Origin of the sequence: Paracoccus gahaiensis (genome assembly GCF_005048225.1) — a bacterium.
GTDB classification, from domain to species: Bacteria; Pseudomonadota; Alphaproteobacteria; order Rhodobacterales; family Rhodobacteraceae; genus Paracoccus; species Paracoccus gahaiensis.
In genome coordinates this window covers 25,165-43,195 of sequence record NZ_SUNI01000005.1, presented here as the reverse complement: position 1 = coordinate 43,195, position 18,031 = coordinate 25,165, and the positions used below count along the sequence as shown (strand labels likewise).

Genomic DNA, 18,031 nt, shown 5'->3' with positions numbered 1-18,031 from the left:
CCGGCATCACTCGGCGGTCCGGGTGGCGGAGAGCGCGCGCAGGGGGGGCGATGTCGCCTCGGGCATCTGCGATTGGGCCGAGGCGGTCCAGAACCGCAGCATGCGTCGTCCGCCCGACAGGTCGATGACCGTCCATCCCAGGGATTGCCCCTGTGGTCCGGTCATCGTGCCGCTGGACCGGGTGCTGGAGGAGGGGCCTTCGCTCAAGGTCAGCGCGCCGCGCAGGGTGGACAGGCCGGGGCTGGCGGCGCTCATCGCCTCCCATCCCGCGATCGCGTCGGACAGGCTGGCGGGGGGCGGACCCCAGAGGCTGCGATAGGCCTGGTTGCTCAGCACCAGTTGGCCCGTCGCGGCAAAGACCGCCAGCGCATCGTCCAGCCCGTCCAGCACCTGCGCGCCCAGCAGCAGTTCGGCCCGGAACCTGCGGGTGACCGAAATCTCGGTCGTGATGTTCTCGAACAGGAAGGCCACGGCGCCATCGGGATGGGGACGGCCGGTGACCCGATAGGTCTGGCCGCCGGGCAGGGACCAGGTCTCGACGTGATGGCCGGTGGCGGCGGCGGTTTCCAGATTGGCCATGTGCTGGCGCCAGCTGCGATAATCCTTGGGCTCGGGCACCATGCGCTGTTCGCGCAGCTGGTCGAGAAAGTCGACCAGCGAGGGGCGCGCGGTCAGAAAGCCCGTGGGCAGGCTGGTCAGGTCGATCAGCGCCGGGTTGAACAGCTGCAGCTTGCGCCCCTGGTCAAAGATCGCCAGCCCGATCGGAAGGTCGGCAAAGGTCTTGGTCAGGGTCTGGACGAATTCGCGCAGGCTGCGTTCGGCCCGCACGGCGGCATCGGCGGGCAGGGCGAACATCATGATGTGATCGCCCATGCGGTGGCTGTGGCAGTCGTACCACGAGGCGATGCCGCGATCCTCCAGCGCCGCCCGCCGCGTCACCGGCTCGGTGCCCGGCAGGGGTCGGGGCACGTCCAGAAGGCGGGGCAGGGGCCAGCCGATCGCGCCATCGCCCTGCGCCTCGGCCCGGCGCAGATAGGCGCCATTGGCCCAGGTCACGCGGTCGTCGGGATCAAGCCGCCAGACCAGCATGGGGGTCTGGTCCAGCGCGCCGCGCAGCAGGTGCAATTCCTCCTCCATCGCCTGAAGAGACATCGAATCGATCACGATCCCGGCATGGTCTGCAGCGGGATCCGAGACCGTCAGCCGCCAGATCCCGTCGGTCAGATCCTGGGCCACGAGGCGCAGGGTCGCGCTGCCCTGCCCCTCCCGGCCCAGAACCTCGACCCGGGCGCGGCGGGACAGTTGGGCCAGTCGGTCCGGCGCCTCGGGAAAGCGGGGACCGATCCAGCGCATCAGGCGCGTCCAGTCGTCCTGGGACCCGCCGATCCGGTCCAGAAGCGCGCGGGCCGGGGGGGTCGCGTCGATCAGGACGGTGCCGCGGAACAGGAAGATGATCGGTTCGACCTGCCCCTCCAGCGCCGGCGCGGCGCCCCGGCCCCCGCCCATCCGGATTCCGGCCCGGTCCCACAGGCGGATCGCGATCACGGCCAGCAGCACCGAGATGGTCCCGCACAGGACCGCCGTCCCAACCAATGCCGCACCCTGAATATTCACGACCGCCCCATTTCGACTCAGACGTTCGGGCCAGCATAGACAATACAGGATTAAAATGCGGTTAAGATGATCATGGTTCGAAGTTCGGGTTGTGCGCCAGGGCGATGCGATCCTCGGCGCGGATGCGGTCCAGCGGCCAGCGCACCGACACCACCGCCCCCGGGCCGCCATTGGCGAAGGTCAGCCGCGCACCCGAGCGTTCGAGCAGCGTCTTGGCGATGAAGAGGCCCAGCCCCATCCCCTCGTAGCTGCCGCGCTGCGCCTCGGCGCGGCGGGTCAGGTAGGGATCGCCGATCCGCGACAGCAACTGCACCGGATAGCCCGGCCCGTCGTCGCGCACCGTCACGACCAGCGCGCCCTGGGTCACCTGCGTCTCGATCACCACGCGGCTTTCGGCGAAATCGACGGCGTTCTGGATCAGGTTGCGCAAGGCGTGGATGATGGCGGGATCGCGGCGCACGATGGGGCCCTGGGCATGGATCTCGATCAGCGGGCCGCGATCGGCATGGGGCTGGGCGGCATCCTCCAGCACGGCGCGCAGGGGGGCCGCGCGCATGTGCAGGTCGTCCTTGCCGGCCCGCCCCATGCTGCGCAGGATCGCGGCGCAGCGGTCGGCGGCCACGCGCAGCGCGATGGCATCGGCATGCAGGTCGGGGTCGTCCTTCAGCTCGTCCGCCAGCTCTCCGGCGATCAGCTTGATGGTGGCCAGGGGGGTGCCCATCTCGTGCGCGGCCGCCGCGACGACGCCGCCCAGATGCTGCAGCCGCTGTTCGCGCGACAGCGCCATCTGAGTGGCAAACAGCGCGCCCGAGGTGTCCGACAGTTCCGCCGTGACCCGATGCGCATAGCCCGCGAAGAACACGACGCCGATGACCAGCGCGACCCAGTGGCCAAGCGCCAGGATCGGCTCCATCCGCAGGATCTCGCCCCCCGGCTCGCGCAAGGGCACGCCGAAGACCGCCGCGACCGAGATCAGCGCCACCGTCGCCAGCCCCAGGGCCAGCACCTGCCGGGCGTTCAGCGAGGCGGCGGCGATGGTCACCGGCGCCAGCACCAGCAGCGCGAAGGGATTGGCCATCCCCCCGGTAAGCGCCATCAGCGTCGAGATCTGCACCAGATCGAAGCTCAGCTGTCCCACGGCCCGGCCGGCCGAGGTCCGCTTGGGCGGGCGCAGGAACAGCCACAGGTTCATGGTGATGGACGCCGCGATCAGCAGGATGATCGGCGTCTTGGGGAATCCGATGCCCATGGACCAGGCCACCACCACCGCCGCCATCTGCCCGCCGATCGCGAACCAGCGCAGATGCACCAGCGTGCGCATGCGGATCGGTTCCGCCTTGGGCGTCTCGATCGGGGTCAGATCCTGCAGGACCTCGGATGCGATCATCAAGGGTCCTCGATGCGACATTGCCTGATCTTGATACCCGCGCGGGGATAAGCGATCAATGCGCGCATTTGACACGAAGGAGGTCCGCCATGGGCGACCGCAAGATCCTGCTGATCGGCTCTGCCGCAGCCATCGGCCTGCTGGCGGGCGGGGCCCTGTTCCTGACCCAGCAGGGCGGGGCCGCGTCCGGCTGCAGCGCCAGCACCGTCGCGGGGGGAATGGACGCCTTCGGGACCGAGTTCACCCTGACGCGGCAGGACGGGCAGCGCGTGACCTCGGCCGAGGTCTTCGACAAGCCCTCGCTTCTGTATTTCGGCTATACCTTCTGCCCCGATGTCTGCCCGCTGGACAGCGCCCGCAATGCCGAGGCCGCAGCCCAGGTCGACGAGGGCGGGCGCGAAGTGCAGACCGTTTTCATCACCGTCGATCCGCGTCGCGACACGCCCGAGGTTCTGTCCGATTATACCAGCCTGTTTTCCGACGACATGATCGGGCTGACCGGAACCGACGAGGAAATCGCCGCAGTCAACAAGGGTTGGCGCAATTACTACAAGGCGAACGATGCCGAGGATCAGGAATATTACCTGGTCGACCACATGACGAATACCTATCTGGTCATGCCGGGTGAACAAACCGTCGAGTTCTTTTCGCGCGATACTCCGCCCGAGGTGATGGCCGAGACGGTGGCCTGTCATATCGACGCAGCCAGTTAAGGCAGTTTGTCGCATGGGGTTTGATATTCCCGGACAGGCAGCCCATTTAAATCGCAGTTTTCCCGACCCAAAGGGCCTGAAATGGATGACATGAACACACAGATCGGCTCTGACCCCTCCCTGCTGCTGGTCGATGATGACGAGATCTTCCTGACTCGCCTGGCCCGGGCGATGGACAAGCGCGGGTTTCAAAGCGAAACCGCCCTGTCGGTGGCCGCCGCCATGCGGCTGATCGAACGTCGTGCGCCGGCCTATGCGGTGGTGGATCTGCGGCTGGAGGACGGGAACGGTCTGGATGTGGTCGAGGCGCTGCGCGACAAGCGCGCCGATGCCCGGATCATCGTGCTGACCGGATACGGCGCCATCGCGACGGCGGTGGCGGCGGTCAAGATGGGCGCCACCGATTATCTGGCAAAACCTGCGGATGCGAATGACGTGACGTCGGCATTGCTGTCCAGCGGCGAATTCCTGCCGCCGCCGCCGGAAAATCCCATGTCCGCGGATCGCGTGCGGTGGGAACATATTCAGCGGGTTTATGAGCAATGCGAAAGAAATGTCAGCGAAACCGCGCGCAGATTGCATATGCATCGCCGCACGCTTCAGCGCATTCTTGCAAAGCGCGGTCCAAGATAAACATATGTCATTCTTGAAGAGTTAATGTTTTCCGGTTATCTCGGAGGACATAGATAATTCTCGGAAAAGAAAAGCACCATCATGAGCATTGATTTCGACACCATGTCCCTCAAGGAAATGCGCGACCTGCGGGTCAAGCTGGACCGCGCGATCAATTCCTACGAGGACCGGAAACGCCGCGAGGCGATGTCCGCCGTCGAGGAAGCCGCGCGCGAGCATGGCTTCAACCTTGCCGAACTGACGGGCACGAAAACCAAGCGGTCGGGCACGGTCGCGCCGAAATATGCCAATCCCACCGATCCGACGATGACCTGGACCGGCCGGGGCCGCAAACCCAAATGGGTTCAGGAAAGCCTGGATGGCGGCAAGGAACTGGACGATCTGCTGATCTGATCCGGTTCGGACAAAAGGAAAAGGGGGCCCTTCGCGGCCCCCTTTTTCCTGTCTGCCGGCAGGACGGTCCGGCGCCGTCAGATCCGCCCGTCAATCAGCGCCATCAGGTCGGCGAACCGCGCCAGATAGGCGTGACGGCTGTCCGAGGGCGGGCGCAGGGCGATCGTCAGCCCCTCCATCATCGCGGCATCCGGGACGGGGAAAAGGCGCCGCGCCTCGGCGGCGCCGAAGCCCGCGATCGAGATGGCTTCCAGCCGGGCCGAGATGCGGTCGGCGGCCTTGATGCGTTTCTTGATCGCCGGGGGCAGGCTGCCCGGCAGTCCGAAGCGGCGATGGATGGCCGAGGCCAGCCGCTCATCCATCGCCCCGTATTCCCGCCCCAAGGCCGCCTTGACCGGAGAGATCATGTCCCCGATCACGTATTCGGGCGCGTCATGCAGCAGCGCGGCCAAACGCCAGCAGGGATCGCCTCCCGGGTCCTGCCGGTCGAAGATCTCCTCGACCAGCAGGGAATGCTCGGCTACCGAATAGGGCCAGTCGCCCCGGGTCTGCCCGTTCCAGCGCGCCACGAAGGCCAAGCCGTGGGCGATGTCCTCGATCTCGATGTCGAGGGGCGTGGGGTCCAGCAGGTCCAGCCTGCGGCCCGACAGCATTCGCTGCCAGGCCCGCCGGGGCGACGGCGCCATCGGGCCTAGGACAGCTTCTGGTCGGCCGGGACCTGGCTTTGCGCGGCCTGCTGGGCACGCCGGGCCAGTTCCTGACGATAAAGGGCGACGAAATCGACCGGGTCCATGTTGAAGGCCGGAAAGCCGCCATCCCGCGTCAGGTCCGAAATGATGCGCCGGACATAGGGGAACAGCATGCGCGGGCATTCGATCATCAGGTAGGGGTGCAGCTGGTCGGTGGCCACGCCCTCGATCTGGAAGACCCCGCCGTAATCCAGCTCGGCCAGGAACAGCGTCGCGCCGTCGGCCTTGTTGGTCGAGGTGACGCGGAACTTGGTGATCACCTCGAACTGCGTCTCCGAGCCCCGCTTGCGTGCATCCAGGCTGACTTGGACGGTGATCTCGGGCTGGACCTCGCCTTGGGGCGCGCCCTTCTGGGCCACCGCGTTCTCGAACGAGAGGTCGCGGATGAACTGGGCCAGGATCTGCATCCGCGGCTGCGCTGCGGCTTGCGTCTGCGCCGGGGCGGCCTGCGGCTGTGCGGCGCCGTTCTGCGGGGTATCTTCGGCCATGGGTCCTACCTTTTCGATGCGAATTCGGCCCTGCTTGTATCAGTCCGCCCGCCCGCCCTCAATGGCGGGTCCAGCCCGATCCGCGCGATCCCGGTCCACCGGGGCTGCGCTGCGGCGGCAGGTCGTCGATCTCGGGCGGCAGGTCCACCGGAGGGCGGGAAGGACGCGGTTCATCCTCGGCCACGCTGTAATCGCCGTCGATCACGCCATCGTCATAGGGCGGGCGGTGCGGATCGCGGCCCATGGTCGCAGATCCCGCGCCCATCCGGGTGACGGTGATCCGCCGCCCGACCTGCCGCATCACCGCCGCCCGCACCTGCGGGATCAGCAGCAGGACGCCGACCGTGTCGGTGAAAAAGCCCGGCGTCAGCAGCAGCATGCCCGCGACCAGAATCATCACCCCATGGGCCAAAGGCCCGGTCGGATCGCGCATTTCCTGAAAGCTGCGCTGGATCTCGCGCCAGGCATGGGCCCCCTGGCTGCGCATCAGCATCGTGCCCAGCACGGCGGTCAGCACGACGATGGCCAGCGTCGGCCACAGCCCGATCAGGCCGCCGACCTGGATGAACAGCGCGATCTCGATGATCGGGACCACAAGAAACAGTGCGAACAGCCGCATCGGAATTCCCCTTCTGCCTGCGCGGAAACTGGACTTGCGCCAAGGCACTCCCTACATAATGCACTGACCGCCCAATACCAACGACCCGTTTGACCCAGAGGTTGCCTGCATGTCCAACCCGCTTCTCCAGCTGATCGTCCTTGCCGGGATCGCGATCTTCCTGATCCTGCGACTGCGCAACGTGCTGGGGACGCGCGACGGCTTCGAGCCGCCGCAGGTCGACCAGCCGGTGGTGCGTCCGGCCCGATTCGAGGTGATCGACGGGACGGCGGACGAGATCGACCATGACATCCTGGACCATGCCGAGGCGGGATCGCCCTCGGCCGAGGCCTTGGCCGCGATGAAGCGCGCCGAGCCCTCCTTCGGGCTGCGCGACTTCCTCAGCGGCTCGCGCCAGGCCTACGAGATGATCCTGATGGCCTTCGAGCGGGGCGACCTGTCCGAGGTGCGGCCCTTCCTGTCCGATCCCGTGGCCGAGGCGTTCCAGTCGGTCATCGACCAGCGCGTCGCCAACGGCCAGACCGTGCAGGCCCAGTATCTGGGCACCCGCGACACCAGCCTGGCCTTGGCCGAGTTCGACCCGGCGACCGGCATGGCCGAGGTCTCGGTCCGCTTCGTGGGCGAGCTGATCGCCGCGACCCGCGATGCCGAGGGCAAGGTCATCGAGGGCGATCCCAAGGTCTCGCGCAAGCAGAAGGACATGTGGACCTTTGCCCGCCCGATGGGTCAGGACGACCCGAACTGGCAGCTTGTCGCGACTGGCTGATGCGACGTCGCAAGGGCCTGTCGCCCGAGGACCGCGATCTGTGGTCGCGGGTGGCCCGGACCGCCGTTCCGCTTGACCCCAAGCGCAAGGTTCAGGCCGCCGACCTTCCCCAGATGACCGACCTGCCGCCGGCCCGCCCGGCGGCATCCCTGTCCGTCTCGCCGTCCACCGCGGCCGCCGCCGCCGCGTCCCTGCCGCGCTTCCGCATCGGCCAGGCGGCGGGCACCCCCGCGCCCCATCTCGCCCGATCCTCGACCCCCGCCGAGCGGCTGGCGCAGGCGGGGCTGCGCATGGATGCCAAGGTTCATCGCAAGATGAGCCAAGGCCGCCTGGCGCCCGAGGCGCGGCTGGACCTGCACGGGCTGACCCTGTCGGCGGCCCATCCCGAACTGATCCATTTCATCCTGTCCTGTCAGGGGTCCGGGCTGCGGCTGGTGCTGGTCATCACCGGCAAGGGGCGCGGAGATCACGGCCCCTTGCCGACCCGCCCCGGCGCGCTGCGCCATCAGGTGCCCTACTGGCTGCACAGCCCGCCTCTGGCCGCTGCCGTCCAGCAGGTGACGGCGGCGCATTACCGTCATGGCGGCGACGGGGCCTATTACGTCTATCTGCGCCGCTTCACATGACGACGCGCGCGCCCCGTTTGCCGGGACGCGCGCGCCTGTGCCTTGCGGCGGGCCCGGCCAAGGCCGGGTGACGAGGTCGGGTCCGGCTACATCCGAACGTTGGATTTCGGTCCGGCGAAATACCAGATGATCAGGCCCAGAACCGGCAGGATCACGATCAGCAGGATCCACAGGATCTTGGTGCGTGTCGCGACGTTCGTGTTGATGATCTGGGCGATGGCCCAGACATCCAAGATAAAGATGATGATGCTGAATAGCCAACCCATGGAAGCCGTCCCCTTATGCGTTCAGCGGGCCAACACCGCATGCCGGCCCGGGGTTCCCCTGCGGACCGCCCCCCGGCCATGATGCCCCCGATCAGAGCACATAGCGCGACAGGTCCGGGGAGCGCGACAGATCGCCCAGATGCTGCTCGACGAAACCCGCATCCACGCTGATCGACTGCCCGCTGCGGTCGGGAGCGTTGAAGGACAGCTCCTCGAAGACCCGCTCGATCACCGTGTACAGCCGCCGCGCGCCGATATTCTCGACCGAGGCATTCACCTCGGCCGCGATCCGGGCCAGCGCGGCGATGCCGTCCTGGGTGAAGGCGACGTCGACCCCCTCGGTCGCCATCAGCGCGGTATACTGGCGCGTCAGGGCATTGTCCGTCTCGGTCAGGATGCGGATGAAATCCTCCTCGGTCAGGGCCCGCAGCTCGACCCGGATCGGCAGGCGGCCCTGCAATTCGGGCAGCAGGTCCGAGGGCTTGGCGACATGGAACGCCCCCGAGGCGATGAACAGGATGTGATCGGTCCGCACCGCGCCGTATTTGGTGCTGACGGTGGTGCCCTCGATCAGCGGCAGCAGGTCGCGCTGCACCCCCTCGCGGCTGACATCGCCGCCCCGCGCGTCCGAGCGTGCGCAGACCTTGTCGATCTCGTCGATGAAGACGATGCCGCTCTCCTGCACCGCCTCCAGCGCCGCCGCCTTGACCGCGTCGTCGTCCAGAAGCTTGTCGGCCTCTTCCGCGATCAGCAGGTCATAGCTTTCCGACACGGCGATCTTGCGCCGCACCCGCCGCCCGCCAAAGGCCTTCATCAGCCCCGACAGATCCATCATCCCGCCCAGAGGCTGGCCCGGCTGGCCCGGCATCTCCATCCCGCCCAGGGGGTTCGAGGTGTCCTGCACCTCCAGCTCGATGATGGTGTCGTCCAGCTCGCCGCGCTTCAGCTTGTCGCGGAACATCTGGCGGGTGCCGTCGCGGGCATCCTTGCCGGCCAAGGCCTCGACGACCCGCTCCTCGGCAGCCTTGTGGGCGCGCGCCTTGACGGCCTCGCGCATGCGCTCGCGCGTGTCGATGACCGAGGCGTCGACCAGATCGCGGATGATCTGCTCGACATCGCGCCCGACATAGCCGACCTCGGTGAACTTGGTCGCCTCGACCTTGATGAAGGGCGCGTTGGCCAGCTTCGCCAGGCGCCGGCTGATCTCGGTCTTGCCGACGCCGGTGGGGCCGATCATCAGGATGTTCTTGGGATAGACCTCGTCGCGCAGATCGTCCCCCAGCTGCTTGCGGCGCCAGCGGTTGCGCATCGCCACGGCGACGGCGCGCTTGGCATCGGTCTGCCCGATGATGAACCGGTCCAGTTCGGACACGATCTCGCGGGGGGTCAGGTCACTCATGCTTCTCTCCGGTCACGGGGTCATGGGGTTTGGCGCCAGGCACCGCGCGCCCCTTCTTCTTTGTCCAAATACCCATCAACCGATGGTCTCGACCGTCAGCCGCCCATTGGTATAGACGCAGATATCCGCCGCGATCGCCATCGCCGTGCGGGCGATCGCCTCGGCATCCAAGTCGCTTTCCAGCAGCCCGCGCGCAGCCGCCAGCGCGAAGTTGCCGCCCGAGCCGATGGCCGCCACGTCATGCTCCGGCTCCAGCACGTCGCCCGCGCCGGTCACGACCAGCAGATCAACCCCGTCGGTCACGATCAGCATGGCCTCCAGATTGCGCAGGTACTTGTCCATGCGCCAGTCCTTGGCCAGATCCACGCAGGCGCGCTGCAGCTGGCCGGGCGCGGCCTCCAGCTTCTTCTCCAGCCGCTCCAGGAGGGTGAAGGCGTCGGCGGTCGAGCCGGCAAAGCCCACCACCACGTCGCGCCCGCCGGGGGACAGGCGGCGCACCTTGCGGGCGCTGCCCTTCATCACCGTCTGGCCGACGCTGACCTGCCCGTCGCCCGCGACGACCACCTTGCCGCCCCGGCGCACCGCCAAGATCGTCGTGCCGTGCCAGCCGGGAAATCTGTCCTCTGCCATGGGGCCTGCTCCGTTCATCATTCATTGTCCATGCGCAGATATGGATGCCGGGCAGGCCATGCAACCCATTGAAACCCGACCCGTCCCGCCCTAGCGTCGCGCCATGACCGCCGATCTGCTGCTGACCGTCTATCTGCATCCGCCGATCCTGCACACAGCGCGGGCGGGCAAGCTGGGCTTTCTCAACCGCATCCGGGCGCTCCTGGCGCCGCGCGGCTGGCGGGTCGAGGTGCGCCCCTCGGGCACCGGCCCCCGGGCCGAGGCGCCGGGACGCCCGGGCTATGCGCTCTACAACATGGAACGCCCGACCCATGACCGGGCGCTGACCTTCCGCCTGGCCTATCACTTCCCCTACTGGCGGCTGGAGCGCGAGGCCGAGCGCTGGCGCTGGCCGGTCGCCCTGACCCGGTTCGAGCCGTCGCGGATCGAGGCAGAACCCGCGCGCGACTTCGTCCAGAGGCTGCGCAATCGCGTGCTGCCGGGCCCCGCGCCCGAACGCGGCGATCACATCCTGATCCCGCTGCAGGGCCATATCCGCCGCCAGCGCAGCTTCCAGTCGGCCAGCCCGCTGCAGATGATCCGCGATGCCGCCGCGACCGGCCGCCCCTGCATCGTCACCCTGCATCCCAAGGAGGTCTATGACGACGAGGATCGCGCCGCCCTGGACTGGCTGGCCCGCGCCTATGGCAATGTGACCATCGGCGGCGACACTGCCGCCCGGCTGCGCGACTGCGCCTTCGTGGTGACGCAGAACAGCGCGGTCGGCTTCGACGGGCTGATCCTGGGCAAGCCGGTCGTCCTCTATGCGCAAAGCGACTTTCACCATATCGCGCTGAATGCGGGGCGGCTTGGCGCCGACAAGGCGCTGGCCCGCGCCCCCGATCACGCGCCGCAGACCGCGAAATATCTCGACTGGTTCCTGCGCCGCACCAGCCTGGACATGATGGCCCCCGATGCCGACGAGCGGCTGCTGGCGGCCATGAGAAAAGGCGGCTGGCCCGTCTGAGGGGCCGCCGCCTTTGCCATCAGTGCATTGAAGGGATCAGACCGATTCGTCGATCCAGCTTTTCAGCGCCGCCTTGGGGGCCGCGCCCATGCGGTTCGAGACGACCTCGCCGCCCTTGAACATGAACAGGGCCGGGATGCCGCGCACGCCAAGCGCCGCCGCCTGCTCGGGGTTCTCGTCCACGTTGATCTTCACGATCTTGATGCGGCCGGCATATTCGTCCGACAGCTCTTCCAGAGCCGGGCCGATCTGCTTGCAGGGGCCGCACCATTCGGCCCAGAAATCGACGATCACGGGGGTGTCGGCCTGACGCACTTCGGCGTCGAAATCGGTGTCGTTCACATGCACGGTGGCCATGGTCAGCTCCTGTCAGGGGGGGGCCGGACGGGACCGGCAGGATGGGTTCCCTCAACAGCTATGAACCAAGGCGCCCGGGGTCAAGAGGCAGGCATCTCGACACCCAGCCTGGCGATGACCGGGTCCAGCACCGCATCGGGCAGGTCCATCAGGCTGCGGCTGGCCGTCCACAGCACCGCCATGCGCAGGGGCCGGCCCGGCCAGATGCCCCGCAGGGCGGCGCGATAGGCGGCCATCTGGCGCAGGATTCCCTCGGGCACCGCCTCGGGCGTGGCGGGGACATCGGCATTGGTCTTGTAATCGACCGCCGTGATCAGGTCGGGCGTCACGACCAGCCGGTCGATCACCCCGTTCAGCACCCCAAGGCCCGGCAGGGGCGCCGTCAGGGCGACCTCGGACAGGATCTGCGCCTCGGGGCCGGGCTGCAGGACCTGCGACAGCGCGGGCGCGGACAGGATGTCGCCCGCCTCGGCCAACAGCTCGGCCATGTCGGCGGCGTCCGGCAACCCGCCCTCGGCCCCCGACAGCATCGCCTGCGCGATGCGGGGCCAGTCGGAGGCGGGATGGGCCGGCAGATGCTCCAGCAGCAGGTGCAGGCGGGTGCCGCGCAGCATCGCGGCCTCGCGGTCGCCGTCCGAGGCGGCGGCCAGCACCTTGGAGCCGCCCAGCCCGCTGGCGATGACGGGGGCTTCGAACGCGGGCGCGGGCGGTGCCATGCGCAGCGCCCAGTCCGGAGGATCGCGCCGCGGCGGCAGGGCCGTGGCGGCGGAGGGGGCCTGTTCGGGCCAGTCGCCCCAGGACAGGCGCAGGCCCGTCCCGAGTCCCTCGACGGTCAGGTCGGATCGGTCCAGCCCGGCGCGGCCCGCGCCCTCGGCCACCATCGCGTGCCAGCTGTCCAGCCCCTCGCCCGTCTCACCCGCCGCCGCCACGATCAGCCAGCTTTCCGCCCGGGTCATCGCGACATACAGAAGGCGGCGCCGTTCCTCGTCCTGGCGCCGGTCCCAATCGGCCACGGCCAGCGCGACGGAATCGCAGCGATCCGCCGCCGCGCCGCGCCAGACGGGCAACCGGTCCAGCCGCACCAGCGGCTGGCGGCTGGCGGCACGGCGGGTCTGCGTCTCGGGCAGGATCACGATCGGGCTCTCCAAGCCTTTGGAGCCATGCACGGTCATCACCCGGATCAGCCCGCCCGCACCGCCGGGCAGCTGGCGCTTGACCTCGACCTCGTCGCTGGCCAGCCAGACCAGGAAGCCGGTCAGCGAGGGGGTTTCCACCTGCTCATAGGCCAGGGCCTGCGACATCAGCTCGTCGATGCCGTCCACCGCCTCGGGGCCAAGCCGCGCCAGCAGGGCGGCCCGTCCGCCATGCCGGGTCAGCAGGCGCGCGATCAGGTCATGGGGGCGCAGGTAGTCGGCGTGATCGGCCAGGTCGTTCAGCACGTCATGGGCATGGCGGTGATGCGACTCGCGCAGCCGCATCCACAGGTATTCCCCCCGGTGGCGCCCCTGCGCCAGGCGGTAGAGGTCATCCTCGGACAGCCCGAACAGGGGCGAGCGCAGGCTAGCGGCCAGGGCCAGGTCGTCCTCGGGGGTGGCCAGCACCGACAGGGTGGCGGTGATGTCGCGCACGGCCAGCTCGCCCGCCAGCCGCAGCCGGTCGGCGCCCGCCACCGGCAGGCCCGCCGATTTCAGCTCGGCGATCAGCGCGGCGAACAGATCGGCCCGGCGCTGCACCAGGATCTGGATATCGCCCGGCGCGATGGGCCGCGCGGCGCCGGTCTTCGCGTCCAGGATCGGGGTGCCGATCATCGCGCCGATCTGCGCGGCGATGTGGCGGGCGAGCTGCGTCTCGGCATCGTTCTCGCTTGGCGCGTCGACGGGGCGGGTCCAGTCCTCGGGCTCGGTCCTGTCGGGCTTGGGCAGGGCCGGCCACAGGTCCACGCGGCCCGGCAGGGCGTCGCGGAAGGCCAGATGGCGCGGCGGATCGCCCAGACCGGCCGCCGCCTCGCCCTGAAAGACCGCATCGACCAGCCGCAGGATCGCCGGCGATGACCGGAAGCTGTGCGCCAGCCCGCGCCGCTGCATCGGCTGCTGCACCGCCTGGAAATCCCGGTCGAAGAGGTCGCGCATCGCCTCGAAGACGGCGATGTCGGCGCCTTGGAAGGAATAGATCGACTGCTTGGGATCGCCCACCACGAACAGCGTGCGGGGCCGGTCATGGGTGCCCGCGCCGCTGGTGAACTCGTCGGTCAGGCGGCGGATCACGCGCCATTGTTCCGGGCTGGTGTCCTGCGCCTCGTCCACCAGGATGTGGTCGATGCCGCCGTCCAGCCGCCACAGCACCCATTGCGCCATGCTGGATTCCTCCAGCAGCTGCGCGGTGCGGCGGATCAGGTCGTCGAAATCCAGCCAGCCATGCGCGGTCTTGGCGGCATTCATGCGGGTGGCGAAGGCATGGCCGAAGCGGTGCAGGGCCAGCGACCTTTCCGCCGCCGTCAGCGCCAGGGCCTGCGGGCGGGCCAGCTCGACCCGCTCCATCAGGTCGTTCAGATCGTCCATGAAGGGCGCGCAGGCGCCGGTCGCCAGATCCTTGGTGGGAATCTTGCCGGTCTTGGCGCCGAAGGGCACCTTGGCACTGCCGCCGAACAGCAGGCAGCCGAACAGGCGCGTCAGATCGACCATGCCGGGATCGCGCCAGCGGACCTGCGCCAGCGCCGAGGCCAGCTTCGCATCCGTGACCTTGCCGGTCCGCAGGGCGGGGATCAGTGCGTCGGCCAGATCGCCCTCGGCACCCAGGAAGACATGCGCCAGCAGGCTGTCCGCCGTCAGCCCGGGCGGCACGTCGAGCGCCGCCCACAGCGCGTCCGGATCGGGCGCGGCCTCGAAATCGGCCAGCGACAGGCTGGCCAGGAAGCGGTCCAGATCGTCGCCCGAATGCAGCCGCGTCAGGTCGGCGATGGCCGGGTCGTCCGCCTCGGCCATCTCCTCGATGATCTCGCCTCGCAGGGCGCGGGCGCTGCGGTCGTCCAGTTCCGCGAACCCCATCGGCACCCCGGCCTCCAGCGGAAAGCGCCGCAGCAGGGCCGCGCAGAAGCTGTGGATGGTCTGCACCTTCAGCCCGCCCGGAGTCTCGATGGCGCGGGCGAACAGGCGCCGGGCGGCGGGCAAGTCGGGGGCGGCCTCCTGACCTTCGCCCAGATCGGCCAGCTCGGCACGCAGCTCGGGCTCGGGCAGCATCGCCCACCGGCCAAGCCGGGCCAGCAGGCGGTTCTGCATCTCGGTCGCGGCGGCCTTGGTATAGGTCAGGCACAGGATGCGTTCGGGCGGGGTGCCCGCCAGCAGCAGCCGCGCCACCCGGTCGGTCAGCACCCGCGTCTTGCCCGAGCCCGCATTGGCCGTCAGCCAGGTGGACCGCAGCGGATCGGCCGCCGCGATCTGGTTCAGCGTCGCCTCATCCATGATCGCCAACTTTCTGCGGTCGGGCCTGATCGGTCAGCGCCCATTCCCCGAAGCGCGCCAGATGGTCGTAATCCCCGGCATAGGAAGTCCGCTGAGGCGCCCGCATGGCGGTGAAGCCCGCATCCCCGGTCAGATAGGCCTCGATCAGGCGCACGAAGCCGTCCCAGGTTTCGCCCTCGATCTGGTCGGAATGTTCGCGGTCATGGGTCTTGCCCTCGCCGCCCAGCTGGATGTAGCGCAGCCCCGCCACGTCCACGGGTCCGAGCGCGTCGAAGCCGCCGCGCCGGGCCATCGCGGCCTCCAGCATCAGCTGCTTGTCGAAATGGCGGATCATCGCATCGGTGGGCGGCGTGCCGGACTTGTAGTCGTAGACGACGACCCGCCCCTCGGTCAGCAGGTCGATCCGGTCGGGCTTGGCGGTCAGGGTGAAGTCCATCCCCGACAGCGCGACCCGGCCCCGCTTTTCCACGACCATCGGCATGCCCTCGGCCAGGCGGGCCAGCTCGTCGGCGACGATCCGGTCGGCGATGGCCGCGATCCGCGCCGACCAGAAGGCGCGGGCGGCGGGCCAAGGCACGTCGGTCTCCAGCACCTCTGCGGTCAGCGACAGGAAGGTCGCGCGCAGCGCCTTGGGCGGGGTGTCGGCGGTGGGGCGGCTGTTCAGCAGCGCCTCGACGATGGCATGCAGGGTCTGGCCGCGCAGGGCCGCATCGGGCTGGGGCCGCAGGGGCGGCAAGGGGCGCAGGCCCAGCACCCGCTTGGCATAGACCGCATAGGGATCGCGGATCAGCAGCGAGACATCGGTGACCGGCAGTTCCCGGAAGGGCGGCCCCGGCGGCACTGGAGAGGGGCGCGGGGCGGGGGCCACGGGCGCCGGGGGGCGGGCCACCGCCTCGGCCATGGCCAGCCATTCGGCGCCGCGCGCCCGCATCGCGGCCAGGGCCTGCGGGCCGTTCCGGTCGGGCAGGCCGCCCATCAGGTTCAGCATCCGGTTCAGCCAGCGCGAGGGGATGGTCTCGGCCTCGGCGTCGCGGCGGGCGCGGGTCAGGAACACCCGGTCGGCGGCGATGCCCTGCTGGAAGTCATGCGCGGCCAGCCCGATCTGGCGTTCGGGCAGGGGCAGGCCCGCCTGCGCGCGCATCTGGCGCGACAGCCAGGGGTCGGGCGACAAAGGCTGGGGCCAGCCGCCCTCGTTCAGCCCCGACAGGATCACCGTGCCATGGGCGTAGAGCCGCGCCTCGCGCGGGCCGCGGATGCGCAGGCAGTGATGGCCCGCCACATCCTCGCGCAGGGCCTTGGCCTGCAGTTCGGTGACCAGAAGCGCGCTGAAATCGGTGGGGCCGATCTCGGGGCCCAGGGGCGCGTGTTCGGCCAGATGGGCCAGCACGGCCTGCGCCATCTGGCCCGCCTTGTCCTGCCACAGGCGCGAGGCGTCGACCGTGCCGCCCGGCCCGGCGGCCAATGCCTCGGCCAGCGACAGCATGTCGGCCAGGCGGTCGGGCAGGGGGCGGGGCGCGCGGTCGCGGGCCAGGGGCGTGATGCGCTCCAGCATCCCGGCCAGCCAGCCCGCCCAGATCTTGCGCGTCTCGTCGCCCTTGGTCGCCCAATCGGCCAAGGTGGCGGCGTCGGGAAAGGCCGGGCCGTTGCGGCGCAGCTGCAGTTCCAGCTCGCGCGTCTCGCGCAGCATCTGGTTGCGGCCGATCGCCTCGGAGCCGGTGGCCGTCAGCGGATGCTTGAGCAGGATCAGCAGCCGGTCGATGGTCAAAGGCTGCCCGAACAGCGCGGCGACCTGGCGCAGGAACAGGCCCGGCGCGGTCAGCGGCAGGGGCCGCCCGGCGCTGTCGTCGGGGCGGATGTGCCAGCGGTCCAGCGCGGCGGTGACGCGGCGGATCAGGCCGCTGTCGGCCGCGATCAGGGTGATCAGCGTGCCGCGTTCGGCGGCGTCGCGCATGACCAGCGCGATGGCCTCGGCCTCCTGCCCCGGCTGGTCGGCCTCGATCAGGGTCAGGGCCTCGGTCGCGGGGATCAGGTCGGGCAGGCCGGGCCCTTCGGCGATCCACTGGTCGGTGACCGGCGCGGGGCGCAGCGCCAGCGAGATCAGGCGGCCCCGGCCTTCGGACCAAGGGCGTTCCTCGGTCCAGCGGGTGGGGTATCCTGCGGCGGCGATCAGCGGCGCAAAGCGGGCCTGCGGGTGGTCGTCGGCCTGTTCCAGCCCCTCCCACACCTCGGGGGGCTGGTCGAAATCGAAGCCGGGCAGCACCACCGCGCCATTGGGCAGCGCCGCCACCGCCTGCATGTAGAGCCGCGTCGCCCCGTGCGAGCCGGTCGAGCCCGCCACGATCACCGGCCCCTCGGGCAGGTTCACGCCTTGCGGCCAGTCAGTCTGCGCGGCCTCGGCGGCGGCGCGCTGCCGGGCGGGGCGGTCCAGCGCGGGGTTGCCCAGGTGAAAATCCGCCGCGATCCGCAGGAAGGCCAGCGCGTTCTGCCAGTGGCGTGCGTGATCGCCGGTGTCGATCGCCTCCAGCGCGGTGATGTCGCGCCCCTCGGTCTGCATCTCGACCATCAGCTGCGACAGCGACTGCGCCAGCATGGGGATCGAATGGCCCGCGCCCAGATCGGGGCGCAGCCGCATCATCTGCGCGATCAGCCGGGCCAGCTGCAGGCGGCGGGCCAGCGGCGCCTCGGGCGGGTCGGGCATGACCAGCGGCCCCGGATCCACCCCGGTGATGGAGCGCAGGCGCGGCAGCAGCAGCGGCCCGGCCTTGTCGAAGGCCCGGCGCAGCGCGCCCATCGTGGTCGCGGCATTGGTCAGCACGGTGACGCGGGCCAGCGCCTCGGGCGGCTGATCGCGCATCCGCGCCAGCAGGCCCTGCACGAAGCCTTCCGCGAAATCGACGCCGGGGGGCAGGGCATAGAGGCCGCGCATC

At 69.6% G+C, this 18,031-nt stretch carries 17 protein-coding genes; 6 read left to right on the top strand and 11 right to left on the bottom strand.

Annotated elements, in window-relative coordinates; translation table 11 throughout:
• Positions 1–6 precede the first annotated feature (6 nt).
• Both FA743_RS07850 and FA743_RS07845 read right to left on the bottom strand, forming a co-directional pair.
• Positions 7–1,614, bottom strand: a complete 1,608-nt coding sequence (locus tag FA743_RS07850) for a PAS-domain containing protein (protein ID WP_246054886.1) — start codon at positions 1,612–1,614, stop codon at positions 7–9.
• A gap of 70 nt (positions 1,615–1,684) precedes the next feature.
• Positions 1,685–3,001, bottom strand: a complete 1,317-nt coding sequence (locus tag FA743_RS07845; protein ID WP_246054885.1) for an ActS/PrrB/RegB family redox-sensitive histidine kinase — start codon at positions 2,999–3,001, stop codon at positions 1,685–1,687.
• Positions 3,002–3,090: 89 nt separating this feature from the next.
• On the opposite strand from FA743_RS07845, the gene FA743_RS07840 reads away from it, so the two are divergent.
• The 3 genes from FA743_RS07840 (at position 3,091) to FA743_RS07830 (ending at position 4,740) form a co-directional block, all read left to right on the top strand.
• Positions 3,091–3,714, top strand: a complete 624-nt coding sequence (locus FA743_RS07840; RefSeq protein ID WP_136885322.1) for an SCO family protein — start codon at positions 3,091–3,093, stop codon at positions 3,712–3,714.
• Positions 3,715–3,795: 81 nt separating this feature from the next.
• Positions 3,796–4,347, top strand: coding sequence for an ActR/PrrA/RegA family redox response regulator transcription factor (locus FA743_RS07835; protein ID WP_136885321.1), 552 nt, complete (start codon positions 3,796–3,798; stop codon positions 4,345–4,347).
• Positions 4,348–4,428: 81 nt separating this feature from the next.
• The gene (locus FA743_RS07830) at positions 4,429–4,740 is read left to right on the top strand and encodes an H-NS histone family protein (RefSeq protein ID WP_136885320.1); all 312 of its coding nucleotides are present in this window, start codon (positions 4,429–4,431) and stop codon (positions 4,738–4,740) included.
• A gap of 77 nt (positions 4,741–4,817) precedes the next feature.
• Here the strand turns inward: FA743_RS07830 and FA743_RS07825 are convergent, their stop codons facing one another.
• The 3 genes from FA743_RS07825 to FA743_RS07815 are packed head-to-tail and all read right to left on the bottom strand — an operon-like array spanning position 4,818 to position 6,596.
• Positions 4,818–5,426, bottom strand: a complete 609-nt coding sequence (locus FA743_RS07825; protein WP_136885319.1) for an HD domain-containing protein — start codon at positions 5,424–5,426, stop codon at positions 4,818–4,820.
• 5 nt (positions 5,427–5,431) lie between these two features.
• A complete protein-coding gene (gene secB / locus FA743_RS07820) occupies positions 5,432–5,977 on the bottom strand; it encodes a protein-export chaperone SecB (protein WP_136885318.1) in 546 nt (181 codons plus the stop codon).
• Positions 5,978–6,035: 58 nt separating this feature from the next.
• Complete coding sequence (locus FA743_RS07815; protein WP_136885317.1) at positions 6,036–6,596, bottom strand: FxsA family protein; 561 nt, start codon at positions 6,594–6,596, stop codon at positions 6,036–6,038.
• Between the two features lie 109 nt (positions 6,597–6,705).
• Between FA743_RS07815 and FA743_RS07810 the strand changes: the two genes are divergently transcribed.
• The gene (locus FA743_RS07810; RefSeq protein WP_136885316.1) at positions 6,706–7,362 is read left to right on the top strand and encodes a Tim44/TimA family putative adaptor protein; all 657 of its coding nucleotides are present in this window, start codon (positions 6,706–6,708) and stop codon (positions 7,360–7,362) included.
• Positions 7,362–7,988: a Smr/MutS family protein gene (locus FA743_RS07805; RefSeq protein ID WP_136885315.1), complete on the top strand. Its 627-nt coding sequence runs from the start codon at positions 7,362–7,364 to the stop codon at positions 7,986–7,988. Before FA743_RS07810 ends, FA743_RS07805 begins: the two co-directional genes overlap by 1 nt.
• Positions 7,989–8,074: 86 nt before the next feature.
• On the opposite strand, the gene FA743_RS07800 is transcribed toward FA743_RS07805, so the two are convergent.
• The 3 genes from FA743_RS07800 to hslV form a co-directional block, all read right to left on the bottom strand.
• Positions 8,075–8,254 (bottom strand): PLDc N-terminal domain-containing protein, encoded by a 180-nt coding sequence (locus FA743_RS07800; RefSeq protein ID WP_136885314.1) that lies wholly within the window; start codon positions 8,252–8,254, stop codon positions 8,075–8,077.
• Positions 8,255–8,345: 91 nt separating this feature from the next.
• Entirely contained in the window at positions 8,346–9,653 is a 1,308-nt protein-coding gene (hslU, locus tag FA743_RS07795) for an ATP-dependent protease ATPase subunit HslU (RefSeq protein WP_136885313.1), read from the bottom strand.
• Between the two features lie 75 nt (positions 9,654–9,728).
• Positions 9,729–10,283 carry an ATP-dependent protease subunit HslV gene (hslV, locus tag FA743_RS07790; RefSeq protein ID WP_136885312.1) on the bottom strand — a complete coding sequence of 185 codons (555 nt, stop codon included), beginning with the start codon at positions 10,281–10,283 and terminating at the stop codon, positions 9,729–9,731.
• A 103-nt stretch (positions 10,284–10,386) separates the two neighbouring features.
• Between hslV and FA743_RS07785 the strand changes: the two genes are divergently transcribed.
• The gene (locus FA743_RS07785; RefSeq protein ID WP_136885311.1) at positions 10,387–11,289 is read left to right on the top strand and encodes a hypothetical protein; all 903 of its coding nucleotides are present in this window, start codon (positions 10,387–10,389) and stop codon (positions 11,287–11,289) included.
• A 36-nt stretch (positions 11,290–11,325) separates the two neighbouring features.
• Here FA743_RS07785 and trxA read toward each other — a convergent pair whose 3' ends face one another.
• From trxA to addB, 3 genes are all read right to left on the bottom strand, one after another.
• Entirely contained in the window at positions 11,326–11,646 is a 321-nt protein-coding gene (gene trxA / locus FA743_RS07780) for a thioredoxin (RefSeq protein ID WP_135314148.1), read from the bottom strand.
• 80 nt (positions 11,647–11,726) lie between these two features.
• The gene (addA, locus tag FA743_RS07775) at positions 11,727–15,104 is read right to left on the bottom strand and encodes a double-strand break repair helicase AddA (protein WP_136885659.1); all 3,378 of its coding nucleotides are present in this window, start codon (positions 15,102–15,104) and stop codon (positions 11,727–11,729) included.
• Positions 15,097–18,030: a double-strand break repair protein AddB gene (addB, locus tag FA743_RS07770; protein ID WP_136885662.1), complete on the bottom strand. Its 2,934-nt coding sequence runs from the start codon at positions 18,028–18,030 to the stop codon at positions 15,097–15,099. Before addB ends, addA begins: the two co-directional genes overlap by 8 nt.
• Position 18,031 lies beyond the last annotated feature (1 nt).